Here is a 22,257-nt window from a genome sequence, read left to right on the forward strand (position 1 = left end):
CGCGGCAAACACGGCTCCGCGCGGGCCGCTGTCCGGCCGGGGCCGGTATCCGTTCCAGCACACCGCCCGCGAACACGTCGTACAGCGGCAGCGTTTCGAGGTGGACGTAGCCGATGTGACAGTCGCAGGTGGCCAGGGGGCAGGGACGGGGGCGCAGAGCCTGCCGGTAGCTGCCGTCGTAGAGGTTGCCGAGTTCGGCGCGGACGAAGTGGCAGCGGCGGACCGTGCCCTCGCCGTCGACCGAGATCACGGACTCCCCCGTGCGGCAGGGCAGGCCGGCGCTGGCGTGGGGGCGGCGGCTGTAGGGGAAGAGGGGGTCCAGCGCGGTCCACACGCCGGCCTCGGCGTCGTCGTAGGTGTGCCCCTCGGCGGCGTTGACCCACAGGTACACCCGCTCGGGCAGGTCGGCCCGCAGCCGCCGGGCCGCGTCGAGGTGCCCGGGCAGTCCGACGATGCCGACGCTGAACCGGACGCCCAGACGGTCCAGTTCGCGGCACTTGGCCAGGAAGCGGTCGTAGGGGGTCTGGCCCGGGTGGTACGTGCACCACAGGGCGAGGGTGTCCGGGTCGGCGTCGGCGAGCCAGTCGGTGCGGCAGCTGAGGTTGGTCTGGACGGCGACGCGGCGGATGTGCGGCCGGTGGGACAGGCGGGTCAGGGTGTTCCGGTACCAGGAGCGGACCAGGCCCTCGCCCCAGGGGGTGAAGAGCAGGGAGAGCCGGTCGGCGGTCTGCGCTTCGGCCCAGTCGGCGAAGCGCTCCAGGCAGGCGCGGTCCGCGCGGAGCTGCTCGCGGCTGTCGCGGCGCTTGGCGAAGGGGCAGTACGGACAGTCGTAGTCGCAGGAGGCCAGCGGGCCCCGGTAGAGGAGGGTCAGGTCCATCGGGCGGGTCTCACTTCCGCTCGTAGGCGGCCATGGCGGCCCGCACGGCCGGGGAGAACAGCTCCGGGCCGACGGCGTCCGAGTGGGCCAGGCCCTCGGGCGTCAGGCGCAGGCGCGTGGCGCCGGGACCGGTGTCCTCCTCCAGCCAGCCGCGGCCGGCGAAGCGGGACAGCTCGGCCGGGAAGTCGTCCGCCGGGGTGCGGCCGTCGAACCGGGCGCGGTAGTCGGCGAGGTCGAGGCCTTCCGCCTGGAGCAGGGACTGCAGCAGGTGCCGGCGGCGGGCCTCGCCGGTGTCGATGCGGCGGCCGTACTCGGCGTGGGCGAAGTCGGCGGCCGGGCGGGAGACGTAGTCGTCGACGATGCCGCGGATCTCGTGCATGCCGACGGCGTAGTCGAAGGAGTAGTGCAGGCCGGCGGTGTAGGAGCGGGCGCCGCAACCGAGTCCGATCATGCCGTCGGTCTGGCAGGCGTGGTCGTCCGCGCCCTGCGGCGGGGCGTCCGCGCGGCGGAACATGCGCATGGACCGCTGCGTGTAGCCGTGGGCGAGGAGGTGGTCGCGGCCCAGGCGGTACAGGCGCAGCCGCTGTTCGTCCCAGGCCGGGTCCGCCTCGCCGGCACGGCGGCCGAGGCCGGTCAGGGGGCGTATGTAGAGGGGGTAGAGGTAGAGCTCCTCGGGGTGCCAGGCGAGGGCGGCGTCCAGGGAGCGCAGCCAGGTGCGTTCCGTCTGTCCGTCGATGCCGTAGATCAGGTCGATGTTGAGGACGGGGATCCGGGCGTCGCGGACGCGGCCGAGGGCCGCCTCGACGTCGGTGCGGCGCTGCGGGCGTACGGCGGCGCGGGCCTCGGTGTCGTCGAAGCTCTGCACGCCCAGGCTGAGGCGGGTGGCGCCGCGCGCGGCCAGGACCTCGAGGCGGTCGGCGGTGGCCGTGGCGGGCGAGGCCTCCACGGACAGCGGGACCGCGCGCAGGTCGGCGCCCATGCGGTGCTCCGCGATGTCGCACAGCCGCTGCAGTTCGGCGGCGGTGAGGAAGGTGGGGGTGCCGCCGCCGAAGGCCGCGGTCGCGAACCGCACCGGTGCCCGCTCCCCCAGCGCCTCGCGCACCGCCGTCGCCTGGCGGTCCAGGGCGTCCAGATAGGCGCCGGTCAGGCCGTCGGGGGCGCCGATGCGGGTGAACAGGTTGCAGAAGCCGCAGCGGACCTCGCAGAACGGGATGTGCAGGTAGAGGGAGAGGGCGTCCTTGGGTTCGCCGGCCCAGAGGGTGTCGAGGCGGGGGCGGTCGGCGAGCCTGCGGTAGGCGGTCTTGTGCGGGTAGGCGTAGACGTAGCTCTGGTACGGGCCCGCCGGGACGTCGGTGCCGGTCCGGGCGGGGGTGGCGGTGGTCATCGGGCGGCCTCGGCGGGGGTGCGGTCCAGGAAGAAGTGGGCGTAGGGCACGGTCCACACGGACGCGTGACCGATGCGGTGGCCGGTGTAGCCGTCGTCGCCGTAGGCGGTGCCGTGGTCGGAGCAGACGACGGCGAAGCAGCGGCGCCGGCTGCTCGCGGCGGCGAACAGCCGGCCGATGTGCCGGTCCACGTACTCCAGGGCGGCGGCGTGGGTGGCGCGGGTGTCGCCGTCCTCGCGGGTGGCGCCGGGCCGGTGGAACCAGTTGGGCTGATGCAGGGCGGCGACGTTGACGAAGAGGAACAGGCGCTGATCGTGCGGGAGTTCGCGTACGACGTGTTCCGCGCGGACCACCTGGGCCTCGAACGACGTGGGCGAGGCGACGCCGAACTCCGGTTCCCAGTGGGACTCCTGGAACAGGCCGGGCAGCACCGAGCCGAGCGGGCCCCGCTTGTTGAAGAAGCCGGTCCCGCCGACGCACACCGTGCGATAGCCCTCCTGCGCGAGGCCGGACACCAGGTCGGGGGTGTCGTACACGAAGGTGCGCCCGGCCGTGGTCTCGCTGCCGGCGAAGCGGGCGGCGAACAGCCGCGGGTGCGGGCCGGGTTCGGCGGGCGTCGGGAGGAATCCGGCGAAGATCGCCTGGTGGGAGGCGTAGGTGAAGCTGCCGGGGGCGTGCCGCCGCTCCCAGCGGCCGCCGGGCAGATGGCGGGTCAGGTTCGGGATGCGTCCCTCGGCGGCGAGTTCGGCGGCGACGTCGAAGCGGAGGGTGTCGAGGGTGACGAGGAGGATGTCGTGGCTGCCGACGATCTCGTTCATGTCCGGGTGGTCCGGTGCGGCGGCCCCGTGGGGGCCGGGCGCGGGCGTCGGTTCAGGCGCTGACATGGGTGGTTCCCGTTCTGTACTGGTGGTGCGGGTGGGACGGTCCGGTGGGGCGGCGCAGGACCGCCGCGACCTGGGCCGCGTAGGTGTCGAGGCCCTCCGCTCCGCTGCCCGGCAGTCCGGTGAGACGGGGCAGCAGGTCACCGAAGGCGTTGACCTCGCCGACGGCGAACCGGCGCCAGCCGACGGCCGGGAGCAGGTCGACGCCGACGCACAGGGTGCGCGGGAAACAGGCCGCCGCGCGCTCGCACACGGCGAGGACGTCCGCCCACCGGCCGCCGGCCGCCCCGACGGCGTCGCGCACCGCGTCGAGGTCGCCGCGGACGCCGCCGAGGTGGAGGTTGGTCAGGGGGGAGGCGCTGGTGCGCACGACGGCGTGGGTGGCACGGCCGGCCACCACCACGACCCGCAGATCGGCGGCGCGGCCCCGCTGGGAGGCCTTGGGCAGCCAGCGCTCCAGGTGGAGGCCGTCGGGGGCGAGGGCGTCCACGACGGCGGCGATGTCCGCCTCCCGCTCGTAGCGGCGCACCGTCAGGGAGTTGAACAGCCGGCCGTCCCCGGTGCGTTCGACGGAGGTGGTGGCCCGGATACGGCCGCCGCCCGACGTCTCGACGGCGAGCACGCCGGAGGCCGAGGAACCGTGCGCGAGCTTGACGAAGAGTCTCGGCATGCGGTGCTCGCGCATCACGGTGCGTACGTCGTCCCAGCCGGCCACCCGTACGGCGTCCGGGCCGGAGGTGGGTGACCAGGGCACGGGGACGTCCGCCGCGTCGAGGACGGCGTGACAGCGCCGTTTGTCGAACAGGACGGCCAGTTCACCGGCGTCGTCGAGCCGGATGCCGCCCCTCAGTCCACGGACGGCCTCGGTGAACCGCGCGTACCAGCGTGCCGAACCCTCCACGCGGGTGGGGTCCGGCACACCCCGCAGCAGCCGGTCGACGTCGGGGTTCTCACCGGGTGAGTCGAGCCGGACGGTCTCGTCGGCGGCGAATTCGGCCCCGCCCTCGCGCAGGACCCGCTCCCAGGGCACGACCCGCGGTGCGGGCAGTCCGGCCGCGCGGGCGGCGTCGGCGAAGAGGGCCGTCCTGCGGTTCTCGGGGTTGCCCACGACGGCGAGGCGCACCGGTGCGCCGGCCCGCCCCGGTTCATTCCCCGACCGCGACATAACGCTCCTCCGGCCGGTACTCGCTGCGGCGGGCGGGCGTGAGACCGAGGTCCTGGATGTGCGGTCCCAGCGCTTCGCGCACGCGGCGGGTCATCTCCTCGCTCATGAAGTGGTGCCCGAGATCGAGCGCCCGCAGATGGGTCAGCGGCTGCCCCGAGAGCAGCGCGGCTCCCCCGTCGTCGCTGAGCGTGCCCATGCTCAGGTCCAGGGAGTCCAGACCCGCGACGACGGGCGCGGCCGCCACGGCGGCGGCGATCTCGTCCTGGATGTCGCTGTTGCGCAGGGCCAGGTGCCGCAGCCGGGGCAGCCGGGCGCCGGACAGGATCGGCGCCAGGTCGGCGGCCTCGCTGTCCGCGCCGTACCAGGAGGTGCCGAGCCACAGGTCGAGGTGTTCCAGCGCGGGCAGTTCGCCGGCCGCGACACCGCGGACCACGCCCACCGGGAGGCCGCCGGTCTCCACGACCAGCTTGCGCAGGCTGTCGTGGCGCAGGGCGGGGAACTCCAGCCCCTGGCCGCCGCGCACACCGATCTCCTCCAGCGCCGGGAAGGCCGACAGCAGCGGCGTCACGTCGCTCTGAGTGATCCAGGAGATCTCCGCCTCCTCGTACACCATGTCCCCGAGGAACAGCGACCGCAGGCCGGGCAGCCGGTCGCGTGCGGCCACCAGCGCCTCGACGACGTCACCGGAACTCCTTTCGTACGCGTCCTCCCAGGCGCCGACGACCAGGGCGCGGACCCGGGTGGTGTCGACCGCGGAGCAGAAGCGGGCGAACGCCTCGGTCCACCGCTCGTCGGCGTCGTAGGTGTCGGCGGTGATCCGCCAGGCCACCGCGTCGGGTTCGGGCAGCTCACGCGGTGTCTCGCCGGGCCCGGGAAAGGTGAGGGCGGGAAGGCCGTACAGCTCCTCGAGGTGGCCACCGATGGTCATACGGGCTGCTCCTGTCGTGCGACGCGTGAAGGAAGGCGGTGCGTGGGCGAGGCCGTCACGGGCACGGGGTGCGGGCCGTCCGGCGATGCGTGCAGCAGTTCTACCAACAGGGACTGACAACGCCCGTCGGCGGGTCCGGTGACGGTCCGTCAGTCAGTGCCCGGGCCACGACCACCGGAACCCGAGTATCAGCATCAATGTCAGTGCCGGCTCGTACTGTCTGCGCATGGACTCCGGAGCGCCGTGCGCCGGAGCGGAGGGGAGAGCCATGTACCGGCAGGGAGACGTGCTGATCGTGCCCGTCGCGGACGAGGCGGTGCCGCCCCACGTCCCGGACGCGCCCAAGGAGCCGCGCGACGCCAGGGGCCGGCTGGTGCTGGCCCTGGGCGAGGTCACCGGACACGCGCACGCGGTGCTCGGCCGGGGCGAACTCGTCCGTGAGCCGGGCCCCTTCGGGCCGTTCCTGCTGCACCTGCCCGAGGGCGGCCGGGTCGTCCACGAGGAGCACGCCGCGATCGCGCTGCCGGAGGGCTGGTTCCGGGTGATCCGGCAGCGGGAGTACGTCCCCGGCTCGGTGCGGCTGGTGGCCGACTGACGGTGACGGCGACGGTACGGGGCACCACACCACAGCAGGGAACAGGGGACGTTGACGATGACGATCACACAGGAGAGCGGCAAGGCGGCCGCGGTGGCGATGAGCACCGGGGAGACGGCGCGCTGGCGTGCGTGGGCCTCGGCCGCCGTGCCCGCCGACCGTGCCGCCGCGGAGGAGGGCATCCGGCTGGCCTACCGGAGCGCCGGGCTGAGCGAGCCGGAGCGCGTGATCTGGGCCGGGTCGCCGCGTGAGGGCGTGACGCTGGTCCGGCAGGGCGCGGACTTCGGGGCGAGCGTGCGCGAGGCGGTGCGCACCGCGCCATGGGCGGCCGAACGCGACCGCCGGTACGAGAAGTTGGGTGCGGTGGGCTGGTCCCGGCACTGGTCGGTGACCGGCGGCGCGCTGTGGCACACCACGCAGGCGCTGGTCGACCGGATCCGCGCCGGGGTGCTCGAGGAACTCGCCGCCGACGACCCGGCCGCCCGCACGGAGATACGGCTGATCCTGCTGGACGCGCTCCTCGGGCAGCACGACGCGCCGTGGCTGTCCGCCCTGCGCACCGAGGGGACGGCGCTCGCCGGGCCGGCCCAGGTGTGCCGCAGCGCCGGCTGGTGGTGGCCGTTCGAGAAGGTGGCGGTGGTGTGCGAGCGTCCCGTCGCCCTGCACCGGGACGAGGCCGGCCGGCTCGACCACGGCGAGGGGCCCGCCCTGGAGTTCCCCGACGGCTTCGCCCTGTGCGCCTGGCGCGGCATGCCGGTGACGCGCGCCTTCCTGGAGGAGCTGCGCACCCTCACCCCGGAGCGGATCCGGGGTGAGGACAACGCCGAACTGCGGCGGGTGATGCTCGAGCACTACGGCTACGACCGCTACCTCGCCGACTCGGGGGCGCGGCCCCTGCACCGGGACGGCACGGGCAGGCTCTGGCGCATCGACCTGGACGGCGACGAGCCGGTCGTCATGGTCGAGGTCCTCAACTCCACGCCCGAACCGGACGGCACCCACCGCACGTACTGGCTCCGTGTGCCGCCGACGACCCGGACGGCCCGGGAGGGGGTGGCGTGGACGTTCGGTCTGGGAGCGGAGGTGTACGAGCCGCTGAAGGAGACGTGAGCCCTCGCCCGGCCGCCCGCAGGGCTGACTCCGTCCGCAGGGGGTAGCCGGAAGACAGCAAGGACGAACGCGACCCACGGAAGGGAGCACCCATGCCGAGCATGGTCGAGCGCATCAAGCGGTTCGCCAGGAGCCCACAGGGGCGGCGTACCACCGAGCAGGTGCGGCGGGCGGCGGCCGACCCCCGGCGCCGGGCCCAGGCACAGCGTCTGCTGGGCCGGCTCCGCGGTGGCCACCGCTGAGCCGTTCCTCTTCCGCTTCCGCGCGGTCCGGCACGTATCCGTCCGGGCCGCGTGGCGATGACCGGGAAGGACCTCCATGAACGAGTCTTCGGTCCGGACGGTGGGCTGGGCGCGCTCACTGCCGATGGACGAGGGGGTGAAGGCGGCCCGCGACTGGGCGCGCGAGCACCTCGTCGCGCTGGGCTGGGACAAGACCGCTCCCGAGACGGCGGACGCCGTGCTGCTGACCGTCTCGGAACTGGTCACCAACGCGCACGTCCACGCCCGCAGCACCGCGCAGCTGGTCATGTCGTGGGACGGCCAGTGCCTGCACATCTCGGTGCACGACAGGTCCGCGACCCTGCCCGCGCCCCGGGAACCGAGCACCGAACGCCTCGGCGGACGCGGCATGCTGCTGGTCGACGCGCTGGCCGACACCTGGGAGGCCCGCCCCTGCCCCCACGGCAAGACCGTCACGGCCTGCTTCCGGCTGCCGGAGGGCACACGGCACTGACCCGCCCCGTGCGGGGCAGGCGGCAGGCGGCAGGCGGCAGGCCCTAGGATCGGTCGGTCCGCCCCCGCAAGGAGCCCTGCCCCGTGACCGCCGTTCTCCCCCAGCCCCGCACCACCCCCGCCCTGCCGTCCCCGCGGTGCCTGACCCGTGTCGAGAACGGCGAACGGCTGCACGCGCTGCTGTGGACCGCGGGGCCCGGCCGGCGGATGATCAGCAGCGCGGTGCTGGGCGGCGGCATCGGTGAGCGGACCTGGGTCCTCAACGCCCAGGTCTCCCACGGCTACCGGCGCACCGACCCCGACCGGCACCTCGCCGGCCTCGCCGCCGCCGCGGGTGCGCGGGGGCCGGGGGTGGGGCTGATGACGGCGGCGGACGTCTCGGCGTTCGCGCGCGCTCAGGACGCCGGTGCGCAGGCCTACGTCACGGCGGGCGTCGACGTGCGCGGCTGGGCCGCACGGCCCGGGGAGGGCACGAGCGGGCCCCAGGACCCGGGCACGATCAACATCGTCGTCGCCCTGCCGGTGCCGCTGAGCGACGCCGCCCTGGTCAACGCGGTGACCACGGCGACCGAGGCGAAGGTGCAGGCCCTCCTCGAGGCGGGCCTCGACTGTTCGGGCACGCCCACCGACGCGGTGTGCGTCGCCGCCCGCACGCCCGGCCCGGGCGAGGAGGAGCACGCCTTCGCCGGGCCCCGTTCCCTGTGGGGGGCACGGCTGGCGCGCGCCGTCCACCGTGCCGTGCGCGACGCCGTGACCGCCCCCTGACACCGGCCGCCGCCCCACGCGCGGCATGGAATGGTCCGCCGGGGTACGCGACGGCCGGCCCGATCCCGCCGTCCTCGACACCACCGCAGGAGTGAGCGCACCGCCCGGTCAGGCCGGAAACCGCCGTTCGGCCCACTCGGTCAGTCCCCGCAGGACGGCGCTCCGTCCCCGGCCGGGCACGGTCCACAGCGTCTGGCCGCGTACCCCCCAGCGTTCCAGCAGGGCGTTCGCGGCCAGGAACCCGGTCGTCGCCGCGCGTTCCATCAGCGCGACGGGCAGATCGGTGCGCACCAGGTCGCCGGCCATCATCACGCCGGGCTCCGGGGTGCGCACCGTCGGCCGGTCGGCGTAGCCGCCCACGGGGAACAGGGGGCAGTCGGCCCGCCACTCGTGCCGGGCGTCGACGATCGTGGCCGCCCGTGTCTCCGGGTAGACGCGGTGCAGTTGTCCGATCAGCCGCTTCTGCTCGACGTCCCGGGACGCGTCCGGGGGCAGGGCGTACGCGTGGAGTTCGACCACGGAACCCCCGGTACGGGCGGCCCAGCGGGCCGCTTCGTCCTCGTAGCGGTCCAGCACGCTGATGTTGTCGAGGCCGGCGTATCCGCTCGTGCCCAGGAAGGCGGGCCGGTCGGGTGCGACGGGCCGGTCCAGCCACAGTCGGGTGACCAGGAACGGCGGGGCGTTGCGCAGGCGTGCGACCCGTTCCCGCCACGGGCCGTCGCCCAGCCGGTCGGAGCGGGCGACCAGCGAGCGCAGTCCCGCGGCGTCGAGGGCGAGGACGACGGTCTCGTGACGGCTCTCCTCCCCGGTGGTGGCGACCTCGTAGCCGCCGCCTTCGGTGGGGGCGATGTGTTCGACGGCCGTGGCGGTGCGGATCCGGGCGCCGTGCCGGCGCAGGTAGCCGGCCAGTGGTTCCCACAGGGCGGCGGGAAAGGGCGCGTCGGGCACGTCGAACAGCAGCCCTTCGGCGGAGCCGAGGAAGTAGATGTGGAACATCAGGACCATCTCGGCGGCCGACAACTGCCGGGGGTCGGCGAAGAAACTGCGGGAGAACACCTCGAAGGCCAGGTGGCGGGCGCTGTGCGGGAAGCGCACGGCGTCGAGGAAGTCGTGGGCGCTGATGCCGTCCAGGCGTTCGTACACCCCGGGCACGCGCACGTCGAGCAGCGGGAGGGCCGCGAGCGGTTTCATGCGGCGCAGGTCGCGCACGCGGAAGGACGGGCTGAGGGCCACGAAGCCGAGCGCACTCCACGGCGGGGTGCGCGGGACGTGGCGGAAGCCGTCCCGCAGTCCGTCGCTGTGACGCAGTGGGTAGTCCGGCAGGCCGGTGAGCCGCTCCAGGCCGGGGTCGGTGCGGCGCAGCAGGCCCCGCAGGTTGTAGTACTGGCGGAAGAAGGCGTGGAAGCCCCGGCTCATGGTCGCCGGGGTGCCGTCCGCCAGGCCGGTCGGCCACCCGCCGACCCGTCCGCCCAGGAAGGGTTCGCGCTCGTAGAGCGTCACGGCCACGCCGCGCTCGGCCAGCGCGGTCGCCGCGGCCAGGCCGGCGATGCCGCCGCCGACGACGGCGGTCGTCGGGCGGGCGCCCTCGATCCGGCGCGCCCCGGGCGGGGCCGCGAGCACACGGGCGCGGCGGTCCCGGCCGTGACGGGTGGCGTCCGGGTGGCGGGAGGGCGTCATCCCTCGTCCTCGCTCTCCGTGCGGGGCCGTCGGCCGACGAAGGTGTGGGTGATGCCCGTCTGCCAACCCGGCAGGGGCAGGGCGCGCACCGCTTCGAAGCCGGCCGCGCGCAGCCGGCCGGCGAAACGGCCGGCGGTGTCGAACTCCACGACGCTGCGCCGCAGGTGGCGGTAGAGCCCGGCGTCCCCGAGCACGGTGGCCGCCGGCTGGACGATGCCGCGGCACACCAGGTTCCACATCACGCGGTCCACGCGGCGGCCGCCGAGCGTGTACTCGTGCACGCCCAGTCTCCCGCCGGGGGCCAGCAGATCGCGCACGGTGGCGAGCACGGCGTCGGGATCGGGGACGTTGCGGAAGAGGTAGGCCGCGAACACCGCGTCGAACGGCCCTTCCACCCCGGCCTCCGACAGTCCTTCCGCCGGTGCCCGTACGAACGTCACCCCGTCCGGCCAGACTTTGGCGGTGGCCCGTTCGAGCATGCCGGCGGAGGCGTCCACGCCGGTGATCCGCGCGTCCGGCAGCACGACGGCGAGTGCGGCGGTCGACGCGCCGGTGCCGCAGCCGAGGTCCAGGACGCGCAGTCCCTCGCCCCGCCGCGGCAGTCCCAGGCGGCGTGCCGAGCGGCGGAGGTGGGAGTGGTAGCCGGGGTTGGCGGCCACCAGGGCGTCGTAGCCACGGGCGGCGTGGTCGAACGCGGCGGCGAGACTCTCGTCGCGCAACAGGGTCATGCGGTCTCCTGGAACAGACGGGGCAGAAGGGTCGGGGCGAGGGCGGGCGGCCCGGGTCAGGGGCCGTCGAACGGGCGGCGGGGCAGGGTGGTCAGTTCCATCGCCGAGCGGAGCATGGGGCCGATCGGGGCGTGCAGGCCGACGGCGAGGTCCTCGTGGAGCCGGGTGCGGCCGTCCAGGAAACGCAGCAGGCGCCGCATGGGCACGTGGGTGAAGAGCCGGGAGAACAGCGCGGGTCCGTCGGCCCGGCCGCTGTCCAGGGCGCGCAGCAGGACGGCGTCCATGGCCCGGGAGCGGGCGGAGTGGGCGGGTGGCGGCACCGGGGTGCGGCCCCGGCGCAGGGCGTCGGCGACGGCGCGCGTCTGCCGCTGGATGCCGGCGAAGGTGTAGCCGGTCGAGGGGCGGGTGGCGCCGCCCGCGGCACCGATGCGGAAGACGGAGGCGCCGACCCGACGGGGGATCGCGGCGTCGGTCATCGGGATGACGCCCGTCTCGGTGGACAGGATCCGCAGTTCGCCCAGTCGGAGTACCTCCTCGGTGTACTGCCGTACCGCCGACCCGTAGCCGTCGGCGGTGAGGGGGCGCCGGGAGAACTCGGTGTACTCCACCAGCGCCTCACTGCGGCCCACGGGCAGGACGTAGCCGAAGGACAGTCCGTCGGCGGGCTGGGGGGTGCGGAAGTCCATCAGGTCGGCGGTCCGCGGGTCGAAGACCGGGCGGGCGGTGCGGACGAACCAGCCGTGGAAGTGCTGCAGCAGTGTGGTGCGGGCGGCCGGCAGGCTGCCCGGGGGACGTGAGTCGAACACCCAGCGGACCCGCAGGGAGCGGGCGCGGCCGTCGGTGTCCCGCAGCCGGACCAGGGCTCCTCCGGGCACGTCCTCCACGGTTTCGACGGTCGCCTCCAGCCGGCGGACGACCGGGCTGCCGGCCAGGTCGTGGCCGACCAGGTGCTCGAAGTCGTCGGACCGGATCATCTTGTAACGCAGCGGCGCGATGTCCCCCTCGACCGCCCGGCCGGAAGGGGGACGCATCCGCAGGTGCCGCCAGTCCGCCGTGACGGCTGCGTCGAAGCGGCCCGCGCCCTCTTCCCAGAAGCACCAGGTGCGGCGCGGGGGCCGCAGCGGTCCGGGCGGGGCGTCCACCAGGACGACCGACGGTGCCCGGGACTCCGGCACGGTCCGCGACAGCCGGTGGGCCAGGGACAGTCCGGCGGCGCCCGCCCCGACGATCGCCACCTCGGCGTCCAGCACGACGTCACTCTCCTCCCGCTCCTCGGCACCCGCGCCTCGTCAGCATTCCTGCTTGTGTGCCCGATCGGATTCAGGTCACTCGAATGTGTGACGAACCGCCACCGGTGAGACGGGGCGCACAAGGGGGAAGGCATGCGGCGGCAGTCCGTCGGACCGTTCCGGCTCGTACCGCATCCGCGCGTGGTGCGCGAGCGGAAGGACATCGGGCACGCGACGATCGGTGTTCAGGACGAGAGGAACCGGGATGGGCCGTACGCAGACGGAGGATCACGACACGGCGGGGCCTCGGCTCGTCGGAGGCCGGGCGTCGCCACGGGCCCGGCCCGACGACGCGCGGTACGACGCGGCGCGCCCGCCGTGGGACGAGGACGCGTCCGCCGTGGACCGGGACGTGGCCGGCGCGGTCGGACGCGTGCTCGACCACGTGCTGGCCGACCGGGTGGAGCGCGCACACGACCTGGACCCCCTGTTCGGCGACGACGTGGCCGGACGCGTCGCGCACTTCACCCGGTCGGGCGGCAAGCGCACCCGCTCGCGTTTCCTGTGGTGGACGCTGCGCGCCTGTGGCGGGGAGGGTGCCGTCCCGGTCGCGGCGGCCCTGCGGATCGGCGCGGCTCTCGAACTGCTGCAGACCTGTGCGCTCGTCCACGACGACGTGATGGACGGCTCCGTACTGCGCCGGGCGCGGCCCGCCGTCCACGTCGATGTCGCCGCCCAGTACGCGGACGCGGCACCGGCCGGGCGCGCCGAGCGCCTCGGCGACGGCACCGCCGTCCTCACCGGCGACCTGGCGCTCGCCTGGGCGGACGATCTCCTTGCCGAGGTGATGCCGGAGGGCGGCACCGCGCGGACGGTGCGCCGGCTCTGGAGCGACATGCGCACCGAGATGGTGGCCGGCCAGTACCTGGACCTGCACGGACAGGCGACCGGGTCGCGGTCCCTGCCGCGCGCGCTGCGCACCGCCCGCCTCAAGAGCGCCCTGTACTCGGTCGAACGGCCGATCGCCCTCGGGGCCGCGCTCGCGGGTGCGGACGACGGCACCACGGCGGCCCTGTGCGCGGCCGGGCGCTGTGTGGGCACGGCGTTCCAGCTCCGCGACGATCTCGGCGACGTGTTCGGTGATCCCCGGGACACCGGCAAACCGGCGGGCGGGGACATCCGCGAGGGAAAACCGACCTGTCTGGTCGCGCTCGCCCACACGCGTGCCACGGCCGCCGGCGACCGCCGGGCCCTGGACGTGCTCGAGCGCTCGCTCGGCCACGAGGCGCTCACCGGGGAAGGGCTGGAGGAGGTGCGGGAGGTCCTGGCCGGCACCGGGGCGCGGACCGCGGTCGAGGCGATGATCGACCGGCTGGTGGCCCAGGGGCTGCGGCACGTCGACGGTGCCCTCCTCGATCCGCACGGCGGGGAGCGGCTGCGGCTGCTGCTGGCCTCCGCGGCGGGTGAGGGGCCTCCGCGGGACACACACCCCTGTGGCACCCGGCCGCGTCCCGCGCGGGCGGCCGGCGGACAGGAGGCCGGCCGGTGATCCGCACCGTGACGGGCCCTACGGACCATGTCGTCGTCGTGGGGGCCGGACTGGCCGGGCTGTCGGCGGCGCTGCATCTGCTGGGCGCGGGCCGGCGGGTCACCGTCGTCGAGCGGGACGCGTCGCCCGGCGGGCGGGCCGGGCGGACGGTGCTCGACGGGTACCGGATCGACACCGGTCCCACCGTGCTGACCATGCCCGACCTGGCCGACGAGCCGTTCGCCGCCGTCGGCGACAGTCTGCGCGAACGCGTGGAGCTGGTCCCGCTGCACCCGGCGTACCGGGCCCGCTTCGCCGACGGCAGCAGCCTCGACGTGCACACCGGGGCCGACGCGATGGCCGCGGAGGTCGAGCGGTTCGCCGGTGCCCGTGAGGCCGCGGGCTATCTGCGGCTGCGCGACTGGCTGGAGCGGCTGTACCGGGTGCAGACGCGCCGCTTCATCGACGCCAACTTCGACTCGCCGCTCGGCCTGCTGGGCGCCGACCTCGTACGGCTGGCCGCGCTGGGCGGCTTCGGACGGCTCGACGCGCGCATCGGGCGCTTCCTGCGGGACGAGCGGCTGCGCCGGGTCTTCTCCTTCCAGGCCCTGTACGCGGGCGTCCCGCCGGCCCGGGCGCTGGCCGCGTACGCGGTCATCGCCTACATGGACACCGTCGCCGGTGTGTACTTCCCGCGCGGCGGGATGCACGCGCTGCCCCGGGCCATGGCGGACGCCGCCGCCGACGCGGGCGCCGACCTGCGGTTCGGCCACGGGGTGACCCGGCTGGAACGCTCCGGCGAGCGGATCACCGCCGTCGTCACCGACCAGGGCCGCATCCCCTGCGACGCGGTCGTCCTCACCCCCGACCTGCCCGTCGCCTACGCGCTCCTCGGCCGCCGGCCACGGCGTCCCGTACGGCTGCGGCACTCCCCCTCCGCGGTCGTGCTGCACCTCGGCACCGACCGGACCTGGCCACAACTGGCGCACCACACCCTGTCCTTCGGCGCCGCCTGGCACACCACCTTCGACGAACTCACCCGCACCGGCCGGCTGATGAGCGACCCGTCGCTGCTCATCACCCGGCCCACCGCCACCGACCCGTCCCTCGCCCCGCCGGGACGCCATCTGCACTACGTCCTCGCTCCGTGCCCCAACACCGACATCGGGCCGGGCGCCGCCGCCTGGACGGATCTGGCGCCGGGCTACCGGGACGCGCTGCTGCGGGAACTGGAGCGGCGCGGGCTGGCCGGGCTGGGGTCCGCCGTCGAGACGGAGTGCGTGGTGACGCCCGCCGACTGGCACGCGCAGGGGCACGCGGCCGGTACGCCGTTCGCCACGGCCCACACCTTCGCCCAGACGGGGCCGTTCCGGCCCCGCAACCTGGTCCGCGGCACCGGGAACGCCGTGCTGGCCGGCTGCGGCACCACCCCCGGTGTCGGCGTGCCGACCGTGCTGCTGTCCGGGAAGCTGGCCGCGGCACGGATCACCGGCGGCCCGCGACGGCCGCGTCTCCCCCTCACCCCCACGCAGGAGGCCTCCGTATGACCGACCGTGAACTCGACGCGGCCGGCGTCACCGATCCGGTGCTGCGCGAGGCGTACCGCCACTGCCGGGGCCTCAACGCCCGGCACGGCAGGACGTACTTCCTCGCCACCCGGCTGCTGCCCGTCGGGCGGCGCCCCGCCGTGCACGCCCTGTACGGCTTCGCCCGCTGGGCCGACGACATCGTCGACGCGCTCGGCACCGGGGCGGACACCGCACGCCGTGACGCCGAACTCTCCGCGCTCCAGCGGGAACTGGACAGGGGCCTGCGGGACGGGAACAGCACCGAACCCGTGGTGCGGGCGGTCGCCGACACGGCGCGCCGGTACGGCGTCGACCACGGGCACTTCGCCGACTTCATGACCGCCATGCGTGCCGACCTGGTGGTCACCGACTACGCCGACTACGCGGCCCTGCGCCGGTACATGCACGGCTCGGCGGCGGTCATCGGGCTGCAGATGCTGCCGGTGCTCGGCACGGTCGCCCCGCGCGAGGCGGCCGCGCCGCACGCCGCGGCCCTGGGGATCGCCTTCCAGCTGACCAACTTCCTGCGGGACGTGGGCGAGGACCTCGACCGGGGGCGGGTGTACCTGCCCGCGGACCTGCTCGCCGCGCACGGCGCCCACCGGGCGCTGCTGCGGTGGAGCCGGGACACCGGGCGCCGCGACCGGCGGGTCACCGCCGCGCTGAGGGAGTTCGGGGCGCTGACGCGGGGCGTGTACCGGGAGGCGGCACCGGGGCTCGCGATGCTGGAACCGGTGTCCCGGCCGTGCGTCCGGGCGGCGTTCGTGCTGTACGGCGGGATCCTGGACGCGGTGGCGCGGGACGGCTGGTCGGTGCTGCACCGGCGGGCGGTGGTCCCCCGGCGGCGGCGTGCCGTGGTCGCCGCCGACGGGCTCGCCCGGGTGGCCGCCGCCCGGCTGCGGGCCCGCGCGGGCGGCCGGCGCCCGGACGTCCGTCCGCTCGTCCCGTGCCCGCCGGTTCCCGGGGAGGTCGCATGAGCACCGGATCCGGCAGCGGGCGCCGGCGTCTGCCGCTGTCCCTGCGCCGGCACCCGGTGCCGTGGGAGCGGCAGCGCCCCACCTGGCGCGAGGCCCGGCCCGCCGTCATCGCCGGGGCGCTGAAGCGGGCGCAGGCGCGTCCGTCCGGCAACTGGTACGTCGTCGGCGCCTCCCGCGAGGCGGGCGGTGACCGTCCGCTGGCCCGGACCGTGGCGGGGCAGGAGGTGGTGCTGTGGCGGGACGCGGCCGGCCGGCCGGTCGCCGGACCCGGGATCTGCCCGCATCTGGGCGCTCCGCTGCGGGACAGTCCGGTGCGCTGCGGCACGCTGGTGTGCCACTGGCACGGACTCGCCCTGGACGGCGGGTCCTTCGCGGGCTGGGAGCCGTTCCCTGCGTACGACGACGGCGTCCTGCTGTGGGTCCGGCTGGACGCGGTGGGCGGCGAGGCGCCGCTGGACGCGCCGGTGCTGCCGCGGCGGCCGTCCCCGGCGCGCGCCCTGACCGCCGTGTACACCGGCGTGGGGCTCTGCGAGCCCGAGGACGTCGTGGCCAACCGTCTGGACCCCTGGCACGGGGCCTGGTTCCACCCCTACTCGTTCGTCGACCTGACCGTGGCCGGCGCACCGGACGGCTCGGACGGGGGCGAGGACGGCTTCACCGTGGACGTGTCCTTCAAGGTGGCGGGACGGCTGGTGGTGCCGGTGCGGGCGGTGTTCACCGCGCCCGAGCCGCGCACGGTCGTCATGCACATCACCGAGGGCGAGGGGGCGGGGTCCGTGGTGGAGACGCACGCCACCCCCCTGGGGCCCGACGGCAGCGGGCGGCCCCGTACGGCGGTCGTCGAGGCGGTGGTGGCGGCGTCCGACCGTCCGGGGTTCGCCCTGGCGCGCGGTGCGGCGCCGCTGCTGCGTCCGCTCGTACGGGCCGCCGCCGGACGGCTGTGGCGCGACGACCTGGCCTACGCGGAGCGCCGCTGGTCGCTGCGTTCCACGGGGCGTTTCCCGGGCTGAGCGGCCGGCCCGGTCAGGGACGCGTCCGGGCCCGGTCGGCCTCGCCGCCGGCGCCGAGGAGCCCGGTGTGCCGCAGCGGGTCCTCGGCCTCCAGCCGGGCCAGTTCCCGGCGGGCCACCCGCAGCACGACCGGGGGCAGCGCGGCACGCGCCGCCTGTGCCAGACGCAGCCAACGGGGCACGTAGACGGCCGTGCTGCGGTGTTCCACCGCGGCCGCGAGCCGGGCGGCGACCTGGTCGGCCGGGTACAGGCGCCGGGCCGGCGGCGGCATGTGGCCGCGCAGCTCCCGCAGCACGGGATGGCGGTCCGCGTCGCGGATCATGTCCGTGTCGGTCCAGTTCACGTAGCCGATGCCGACGGCGACACCGTGGTGCGCCACTTCGGCGCGCAGGGAGTGGGCGAAGGCCTCCACACCCGCCTTGGAGGCGCAGTAGGCGCTCATCATCGGGGCGGCGCCGATCGAGGCCAGCGAGGCGACCTGGAGGTAGTAGCCCTGCGTCGCCAGCAGATCCGGCAGGAAGGCACGGGCCGTGGCCGCGCTGCCCGTCAGGTTGACGTCGATCACGCGGCGCCACAGGGCCGGGTCCGAGGTGACGAACGGGCCGCCCTCCGCGACACCGGCGTTGGCCACCACGGCGGAGGGGGTGCCGAGGCGTGGCCCGACCTGTTCCGCGGCCCGCTCCAGGGCTGCCTCGTCGGTGATGTCGAGCTCGCACACCCAGGTCCGCGTGGGCAGGCTCTCCGCCACCGCTTCCAGCCCGGCCCTCTCATGGCCGAGCAGCGCGATCCGGGCGCCGCGCCCGGCGAGATCACGGGCCAGGGCCGCGCCGATCCCGCGTGCGGCGCCCGTGACCACGACGGTACGGTCACGCAGCGGGCCGCCGCTCATCGTCCGCCCCCTTCGCGGGGCGGCGGGCCGGTGTCGGGGCGGGCGGTGTGGTCGGGGTGGCCGGCGGTCCGGCGGGCCTCCTTCATCTCGGCCTCGTAGAGGTGGTCCCGGCCCTCGGCCAGTTCCTCGACGGCGGCCTGTCCGATCTCCTTGAACGGGCGGTAGTACGTGGCGTCGTAGGCCTCGACGATCTGGAACGTCCAGTGCCCGGGGATCACGTTGCGGCCCAGCACCTGGGTCCGCACCGTGTCCGCCCAGTCCGGGAGACCGGCCTTGCGCAGCAGTTCGACCGTCCGGTCGAGTTCGAGGTCGGCGGTGCCGGTGAGCTGGTGGAAGCTGTAGAGGTGGCCGCGGGCCCGCTCGGTCGTCTCCAGCGCCTTCGAGAGCGAGCCGAGCGCCTCCACCGTCTCGTCGCTCACGCCTTCGGGACGCCGGTGGGCGAGGTCGGGGCCCTCGTCGTGTCGGGTCATCGTCCCGCCTCCTTCGGTCGTGGTCGATGGGGTCGTGCGCACCGGTCAGCCACCGCCGTTCCCTCCCCTGTCGGGCTGCCGGCGGCCGGTGCGGTCGCGGCGGGCCAGCAGCCGCTGCGCCCCGGTCAGTCCCGGCGCGAAGGACCGGCGCAGCGCGGCGCGTGCGGCGTTGGCACCCGGCGCGCCGTGCACGCCGCCGCCCGGGTGGGCGCCGGCGGACGCCAGGTACAGGCCCTTGACGTGCGTCTCGGGGCGCCCGGTGCCGGGGACCGGGCGGAAGAACAGCTGCTGGTGCATGGCCGTGGTGCCGCCGTTGATGGCGCCGCCGTGCAGGTTCCGGTCGAGGGACTGGAGGGCGGGCGGGGCGAGGACGCGCCGGGCCCGGATCCTGTCCCGGAAGCCGGGCGCGAAGCGTTCCACCTGGCGCTCCACGCGGTCGGCCATGAGTTCCTGCTCCTTGGCGTCCCAGGCACCGGTGAGCGCGTCCTCGCCCGCGTCGCCGGTGACGTCGTGGGGCACGTGGGTGTAGGCCCACGCGGACTCGGTGCCCTGCGGGGAGCGGGACGGGTCGGCGGTCGTCATCTGGCCGAACAGGCAGAAGGGGCGGTCCGGGACGCTGCCGGTGGCGAGCTGGGCGGCGAAGCGGGTGAGTTCGTCGATGCCGTCCGCGAGGTGGACGGTGCCGGCGCCCGCGGCCTGCTCGCAGCTCCAGGGCACCGGGCCGTCCAGCGCCCAGTCGACCTTGAAGGTGGCGAAGTCCCACTGGAAACGCCGCAGGTCGGACAGCAGCTGGGCGGGAACGTCCTCGGGGCCGAGGAGTTCGCGGTACAGGGCGGGCACGGCGACGTCCGCGAGGACGGCGCGGCCGGCCGCGAACGTCTCGCCGTCGGCCGTGCGCACCCCCGCCGCCCGGCCGTCGCGTACAAGGATCCGGTCGACGCGCCTGCCGCAGCGCAGTACCCCGCCGAGCGTCTCCAGGCGGCGTGCCAGGGCCTCGGTGAGGGCTCCGGCGCCGCCGGCCGGCACGGGGAAGCCGTACGTCTGTCCGAGCATCGACATCAGCCAGCCGAAGCCGCCGCTGCCCGCGGCCTCCGGTGCCAGGTCGGCGTGGAGGGCGTTCCCGGCCAGCAGCAGTCCTCCGCCCTCGCCCCGGAACTCCTCCTCCGCCATACGGCGCACCGGCAGGACCAGGGTGCGCGCCATGCGCAGCCCGCCCGTGCCGCGCAGCCTGACGGCCAGCCGGATCCCGGAACGGACGGGCGGGAAGGGAGTGAACAGGGCGTCCAGGAGATCCGGCCGGAGGTCCTCCCACATGTCGTGCAGGCGGCGCCAGGCGGCCCCGTCGCCCGGCGCGAAGGCCTCCAGCGAGTCGGCGGTGACGTCGACACGACGGTCGAGAACCGCGCACCGGCCGTCGCTCAGGGGATGCGCGACCACGTGCGGGGCATGGCTCCAGCGCAGCCCGTGACGCTCCAGGCGCAGCCCGGCGACGACCGGGGAGGCGGCGGCGAGGGGGTAGAAGGAGCTGCAGAGATCGCTGACGAACTCGGGGTGGGCGCCCCGGTCGTGGCGGACGGCGCCGCCGGGCTCCGGCTGCTCCTCCAGCACCTCGACGCTCCAGCCGGCGTCGGCGAGCAGGTTGGCCGCGACCAGCCCGTTGGGGCCGGCCCCGATCACCACGGCGTCAGGCACGGGCGCCTCCCTCGTCGGGGGCCGGTGACACCACCTGGCCGAGGGACCGGTGCCGCTCCGCCTCGGCCGCGTCGGTCTCGCAGATCTTCGCCAGCCTGGCGAGCATCGTGCGGTGACGGATCTGGATCAGGGCCTCCACGGCCACGTTGTGCACCGTGCCGCCGGCCCCCCGCAGAGGGTGCTCGTCCACGATGACCAGGCAGTGGTCGCCCCAGGGCCGCAGCTCGATGGCGATGCGGGCCGTGCCGAGGGGGCCGGCCTTGGCCTCCAGCTCCAGCGCCTCGCCCGGCACACGGCGCCGGACGACGGTCTCGTTGGTCAGGCTCAGGGGTCCGAACCTCACCTCGTAGCCGATCGCCGAGCCGACCTGCGGCCAGTGTCCGCGCACCGGTTTCGACGAGGAGGTGCCCACCACCCAGTCCGCGTACCGGGTGCCGTCCTCCAGGACGGCCCAGACGGACTGCGGGCTCGTGCTGATCAGATGATGGCGAACCGCCACTTCGGCCTCCCGTGTCCGTACGTGACGTCAGTCAGCACTGAGTGCCCCTTCTGACCGGGGTCAACCGGCGGGCCTGCGCCGGTGCGGAGGTGGGGGTCCGCGCAGCCCGGCGCCGTACGGGGTGCGCCGCGTCGGTGTGGGCCGGGGGTGGACCGCGCGGCCCGGCGCTTGCGGGCACCTCCCCCGCTCCCGGCTTCGCTCGAGCGGGGGAACCCCCTGAACGGGAGGCGCCCCCACCGCCCTGGGGCACATCCCGGGCCTTGAGGCACGGGGGGAGGTACGACTGCCCGCGGTGAACGCACTCGGTGTCAGGCCGTCGTGTCGCGGGTGGGGGCCAGGGCCCAGCGGATGACCGCGGTGACGGCGGTGCCCAGGGGGCGTACGCAGACGCCCTCGGCCGGGGGTATGCGGGGCAGCCACAGGGCGCGGGAGGCCCAGCCGGGCAGCAGGGACACGGCGTTGGCCGCGAGGACGCCGTACGGCAGCCGGGCGAGCAGCGGGACGGGCGGGTTGAGCAGCAGGAAGCGGGCGGTGGAGCGGGCCTCGGGGGTGGTGCGCAGCTCGCCGCGGTAGGCGGCCAGCCGCTCGGCGAGTCCGGCGCGGTCGACCGGCGGGTCGGGCACGCCGAGCGCGGTGGCGACGCGCGCCATGTCGGCGACGTATCCGTCGCAGCCCTCGTCGTCCAGCGGACGGGCGCCGTAACGCTGGTGGGCGCGCAGGAACATGTCGACCTCGGCGATGTGCACCCAGCACAGCAGACGGGGGTCGGACGCCCGGTACTCCTTGCCGTCGGCGGTGGTGCCGCGCACCGTCTCGTGGACGGCCCGCACCCGGTCGACGGCCCGCTGGGCGCTGTCGGCGGTGCCGTACGTGGTGACGGCGAGGAAGGTGCTGGTCCGCTGCAGGCGCCCCCAGGGATCGCCGCGGAACCCGGAGTGTCCGGCGACGGCGGCCATGGCCAGCGGGTGGAGCGACTGCAGCAGCAGGGCCGACAGTCCGCCGATGAACATCGACGCGTCCCCGTGCACCCTCCTGACCGGCCGGTCGGGGCCGTACCAGCGCGGGCCGGGCGTGCCGTGGATGCGTGCGCTGTTGTCCGGGCCGTCCGGTCCGGCGACCCGGGAGAAGATCGCCCGGCCGACCCGGTCGCGCAGCATCGAGCCGCCTTCCGTCAGCACTCCCATGGCTCGCTCCACTTCCTCGCGCGCCCCGACGGCCCGTCGGCGTCCACGGTCACACCTGCCCGGTACCCGGCCGGACGGCTAGGGAACGTCACCCCGCCAGTCGTACACCCGGGCGCCGGTGCCGCGAGGCACGTACACCGCGCGGCCGCCCGCGCCGTAGCGGCCCATCTCGGTGGGCAGGCCGACGCCGTGCCTCAGTTCCGTCTCGCCTCGGCCGGTGACGTCCAGCAGCAGTCCGTCCAGCGGGCCCCCGGCCAGCTCCACGTACGCCCGTCCCTCGCGCGGGCCCGGATCGTCGTGGTCCGCCCCGTAGACCCTGCCGCGCATGAACTCCAGTTCGTCCATACCGGCAGGGTGGCATCCGGCA

General features: G+C 75.4%; 22 protein-coding genes and 1 pseudogene. 9 read left to right on the plus strand and 14 right to left on the minus strand.

Features of this window, described 5'->3' with window-relative positions:
• Positions 1–34 precede the first annotated feature (34 nt).
• From ACFXAE_RS13460 to ACFXAE_RS13480, 5 genes and pseudogenes are all read right to left on the minus strand, one after another.
• Positions 35–877: pseudogene (locus tag ACFXAE_RS13460) on the minus strand (STM4011 family radical SAM protein); the annotation flags it as partial.
• Positions 878–887: 10 nt separating this feature from the next.
• Entirely contained in the window at positions 888–2,261 is a 1,374-nt protein-coding gene (locus ACFXAE_RS13465; RefSeq protein WP_384712724.1) for an STM4012 family radical SAM protein, read from the minus strand.
• Positions 2,258–3,079: an STM4013/SEN3800 family hydrolase gene (locus ACFXAE_RS13470; protein ID WP_384712952.1), complete on the minus strand. Its 822-nt coding sequence runs from the start codon at positions 3,077–3,079 to the stop codon at positions 2,258–2,260. The genes ACFXAE_RS13465 and ACFXAE_RS13470 overlap by 4 nt, the downstream gene beginning before the upstream one ends.
• A gap of 52 nt (positions 3,080–3,131) precedes the next feature.
• A complete protein-coding gene (locus ACFXAE_RS13475) occupies positions 3,132–4,307 on the minus strand; it encodes an STM4014 family protein (protein ID WP_384712727.1) in 1,176 nt (391 codons plus the stop codon).
• The gene (locus ACFXAE_RS13480) at positions 4,288–5,235 is read right to left on the minus strand and encodes an STM4015 family protein (RefSeq protein WP_384712730.1); all 948 of its coding nucleotides are present in this window, start codon (positions 5,233–5,235) and stop codon (positions 4,288–4,290) included. Before ACFXAE_RS13480 ends, ACFXAE_RS13475 begins: the two co-directional genes overlap by 20 nt.
• Before the next feature lie 268 nt (positions 5,236–5,503).
• Here ACFXAE_RS13480 and ACFXAE_RS13485 point away from each other — a divergent pair, with 268 nt between their 5' ends.
• The 5 genes from ACFXAE_RS13485 (at position 5,504) to ACFXAE_RS13505 (ending at position 8,439) form a co-directional block, all read left to right on the plus strand.
• Positions 5,504–5,830 carry a hypothetical protein gene (locus ACFXAE_RS13485; protein ID WP_384712733.1) on the plus strand — a complete coding sequence of 109 codons (327 nt, stop codon included), beginning with the start codon at positions 5,504–5,506 and terminating at the stop codon, positions 5,828–5,830.
• 57 nt (positions 5,831–5,887) lie between these two features.
• Positions 5,888–6,940, plus strand: coding sequence for a DUF6745 domain-containing protein (locus ACFXAE_RS13490; RefSeq protein ID WP_384712736.1), 1,053 nt, complete (start codon positions 5,888–5,890; stop codon positions 6,938–6,940).
• A 92-nt stretch (positions 6,941–7,032) separates the two neighbouring features.
• Entirely contained in the window at positions 7,033–7,182 is a 150-nt protein-coding gene (locus ACFXAE_RS13495) for a hypothetical protein (protein WP_384712739.1), read from the plus strand.
• Between the two features lie 76 nt (positions 7,183–7,258).
• Positions 7,259–7,675 carry an ATP-binding protein gene (locus tag ACFXAE_RS13500; protein WP_384712742.1) on the plus strand — a complete coding sequence of 139 codons (417 nt, stop codon included), beginning with the start codon at positions 7,259–7,261 and terminating at the stop codon, positions 7,673–7,675.
• Positions 7,676–7,758: 83 nt separating this feature from the next.
• On the plus strand, positions 7,759–8,439 hold the full coding sequence (locus ACFXAE_RS13505; RefSeq protein ID WP_384712745.1) for an adenosylcobinamide amidohydrolase: 681 nt from the start codon (positions 7,759–7,761) through the stop codon (positions 8,437–8,439).
• 108 nt (positions 8,440–8,547) lie between these two features.
• Here ACFXAE_RS13505 and ACFXAE_RS13510 read toward each other — a convergent pair whose 3' ends face one another.
• Genes ACFXAE_RS13510 through ACFXAE_RS13520 form a run of 3 tightly spaced genes read right to left on the minus strand, consistent with a single transcriptional unit; the run spans position 8,548 to position 12,094 of the window.
• Positions 8,548–10,116, minus strand: coding sequence for an FAD-dependent oxidoreductase (locus tag ACFXAE_RS13510; protein ID WP_384712748.1), 1,569 nt, complete (start codon positions 10,114–10,116; stop codon positions 8,548–8,550).
• Positions 10,113–10,844, minus strand: a complete 732-nt coding sequence (locus tag ACFXAE_RS13515) for a class I SAM-dependent methyltransferase (RefSeq protein WP_384712751.1) — start codon at positions 10,842–10,844, stop codon at positions 10,113–10,115. Before ACFXAE_RS13515 ends, ACFXAE_RS13510 begins: the two co-directional genes overlap by 4 nt.
• 56 nt (positions 10,845–10,900) lie before the next feature.
• A complete protein-coding gene (locus ACFXAE_RS13520) occupies positions 10,901–12,094 on the minus strand; it encodes a lycopene cyclase family protein (RefSeq protein WP_384712754.1) in 1,194 nt (397 codons plus the stop codon).
• 244 nt (positions 12,095–12,338) lie between these two features.
• Between ACFXAE_RS13520 and ACFXAE_RS13525 the strand changes: the two genes are divergently transcribed.
• Genes ACFXAE_RS13525 through ACFXAE_RS13540 form a run of 4 tightly spaced genes read left to right on the plus strand, consistent with a single transcriptional unit; the run spans position 12,339 to position 17,156 of the window.
• A complete protein-coding gene (locus tag ACFXAE_RS13525; RefSeq protein ID WP_384712757.1) occupies positions 12,339–13,622 on the plus strand; it encodes a polyprenyl synthetase family protein in 1,284 nt (427 codons plus the stop codon).
• The gene (gene crtI / locus ACFXAE_RS13530) at positions 13,619–15,148 is read left to right on the plus strand and encodes a phytoene desaturase family protein (RefSeq protein WP_384712760.1); all 1,530 of its coding nucleotides are present in this window, start codon (positions 13,619–13,621) and stop codon (positions 15,146–15,148) included. Before ACFXAE_RS13525 ends, crtI begins: the two co-directional genes overlap by 4 nt.
• On the plus strand, positions 15,145–16,146 hold the full coding sequence (locus tag ACFXAE_RS13535) for a phytoene/squalene synthase family protein (protein ID WP_384712763.1): 1,002 nt from the start codon (positions 15,145–15,147) through the stop codon (positions 16,144–16,146). The genes crtI and ACFXAE_RS13535 overlap by 4 nt, the downstream gene beginning before the upstream one ends.
• Positions 16,143–17,156, plus strand: a complete 1,014-nt coding sequence (locus tag ACFXAE_RS13540; RefSeq protein WP_384712765.1) for a DUF5914 domain-containing protein — start codon at positions 16,143–16,145, stop codon at positions 17,154–17,156. Before ACFXAE_RS13535 ends, ACFXAE_RS13540 begins: the two co-directional genes overlap by 4 nt.
• Positions 17,157–17,169: 13 nt before the next feature.
• Here the strand turns inward: ACFXAE_RS13540 and ACFXAE_RS13545 are convergent, their stop codons facing one another.
• The 6 genes from ACFXAE_RS13545 to ACFXAE_RS13570 all read right to left on the minus strand — a co-directional run bounded on the left by ACFXAE_RS13545 (position 17,170) and on the right by ACFXAE_RS13570 (position 22,235).
• Entirely contained in the window at positions 17,170–18,045 is an 876-nt protein-coding gene (locus tag ACFXAE_RS13545) for an SDR family oxidoreductase (protein WP_384712768.1), read from the minus strand.
• Positions 18,042–18,515, minus strand: coding sequence for a hypothetical protein (locus ACFXAE_RS13550; protein ID WP_384712771.1), 474 nt, complete (start codon positions 18,513–18,515; stop codon positions 18,042–18,044). The genes ACFXAE_RS13545 and ACFXAE_RS13550 overlap by 4 nt, the downstream gene beginning before the upstream one ends.
• A gap of 45 nt (positions 18,516–18,560) precedes the next feature.
• On the minus strand, positions 18,561–20,207 hold the full coding sequence (locus tag ACFXAE_RS13555) for a phytoene desaturase family protein (RefSeq protein ID WP_384712774.1): 1,647 nt from the start codon (positions 20,205–20,207) through the stop codon (positions 18,561–18,563).
• The gene (locus tag ACFXAE_RS13560; protein ID WP_384712776.1) at positions 20,200–20,706 is read right to left on the minus strand and encodes an SRPBCC family protein; all 507 of its coding nucleotides are present in this window, start codon (positions 20,704–20,706) and stop codon (positions 20,200–20,202) included. Before ACFXAE_RS13560 ends, ACFXAE_RS13555 begins: the two co-directional genes overlap by 8 nt.
• A gap of 308 nt (positions 20,707–21,014) precedes the next feature.
• Entirely contained in the window at positions 21,015–21,890 is an 876-nt protein-coding gene (locus ACFXAE_RS13565; protein ID WP_384712779.1) for an oxygenase MpaB family protein, read from the minus strand.
• Positions 21,891–21,968: 78 nt separating this feature from the next.
• Entirely contained in the window at positions 21,969–22,235 is a 267-nt protein-coding gene (locus ACFXAE_RS13570) for a hypothetical protein (RefSeq protein ID WP_384712782.1), read from the minus strand.
• Positions 22,236–22,257: the final 22 nt, after the last annotated feature.

It is taken from the genome of Streptomyces sp. NPDC059454 (assembly GCF_042749965.1).
In the GTDB taxonomy this organism is placed as follows: domain Bacteria; phylum Actinomycetota; class Actinomycetes; order Streptomycetales; family Streptomycetaceae; genus Streptomyces.

Bases quoted from the DNA above. Each gene is read 5' to 3' on its own strand.
- ACFXAE_RS13465 (WP_384712724.1), bottom strand. From the start codon at position 2,261: ATGACCACCGCCACCCCCGCCCGGACCGGCACCGACGTCCCGGCGGGC.
- ACFXAE_RS13470 (WP_384712952.1), bottom strand. From the start codon at position 3,079: ATGAACGAGATCGTCGGCAGCCACGACATCCTCCTCGTCACCCTCGAC.
- ACFXAE_RS13475 (WP_384712727.1), bottom strand. From the start codon at position 4,307: ATGTCGCGGTCGGGGAATGAACCGGGGCGGGCCGGCGCACCGGTGCGC.
- ACFXAE_RS13480 (WP_384712730.1), bottom strand. From the start codon at position 5,235: ATGACCATCGGTGGCCACCTCGAGGAGCTGTACGGCCTTCCCGCCCTC.
- ACFXAE_RS13485 (WP_384712733.1), top strand. From the start codon at position 5,504: ATGTACCGGCAGGGAGACGTGCTGATCGTGCCCGTCGCGGACGAGGCG.
- ACFXAE_RS13490 (WP_384712736.1), top strand. From the start codon at position 5,888: ATGACGATCACACAGGAGAGCGGCAAGGCGGCCGCGGTGGCGATGAGC.
- ACFXAE_RS13495 (WP_384712739.1), top strand. From the start codon at position 7,033: ATGCCGAGCATGGTCGAGCGCATCAAGCGGTTCGCCAGGAGCCCACAG.
- ACFXAE_RS13500 (WP_384712742.1), top strand. From the start codon at position 7,259: ATGAACGAGTCTTCGGTCCGGACGGTGGGCTGGGCGCGCTCACTGCCG.
- ACFXAE_RS13510 (WP_384712748.1), bottom strand. From the start codon at position 10,116: ATGACGCCCTCCCGCCACCCGGACGCCACCCGTCACGGCCGGGACCGC.
- ACFXAE_RS13515 (WP_384712751.1), bottom strand. From the start codon at position 10,844: ATGACCCTGTTGCGCGACGAGAGTCTCGCCGCCGCGTTCGACCACGCC.
- ACFXAE_RS13525 (WP_384712757.1), top strand. From the start codon at position 12,339: ATGGGCCGTACGCAGACGGAGGATCACGACACGGCGGGGCCTCGGCTC.
- ACFXAE_RS13535 (WP_384712763.1), top strand. From the start codon at position 15,145: ATGACCGACCGTGAACTCGACGCGGCCGGCGTCACCGATCCGGTGCTG.
- ACFXAE_RS13540 (WP_384712765.1), top strand. From the start codon at position 16,143: ATGAGCACCGGATCCGGCAGCGGGCGCCGGCGTCTGCCGCTGTCCCTG.
- ACFXAE_RS13545 (WP_384712768.1), bottom strand. From the start codon at position 18,045: ATGAGCGGCGGCCCGCTGCGTGACCGTACCGTCGTGGTCACGGGCGCC.
- ACFXAE_RS13550 (WP_384712771.1), bottom strand. From the start codon at position 18,515: ATGACCCGACACGACGAGGGCCCCGACCTCGCCCACCGGCGTCCCGAA.
- ACFXAE_RS13565 (WP_384712779.1), bottom strand. From the start codon at position 21,890: ATGGGAGTGCTGACGGAAGGCGGCTCGATGCTGCGCGACCGGGTCGGC.
- ACFXAE_RS13570 (WP_384712782.1), bottom strand. From the start codon at position 22,235: ATGGACGAACTGGAGTTCATGCGCGGCAGGGTCTACGGGGCGGACCAC.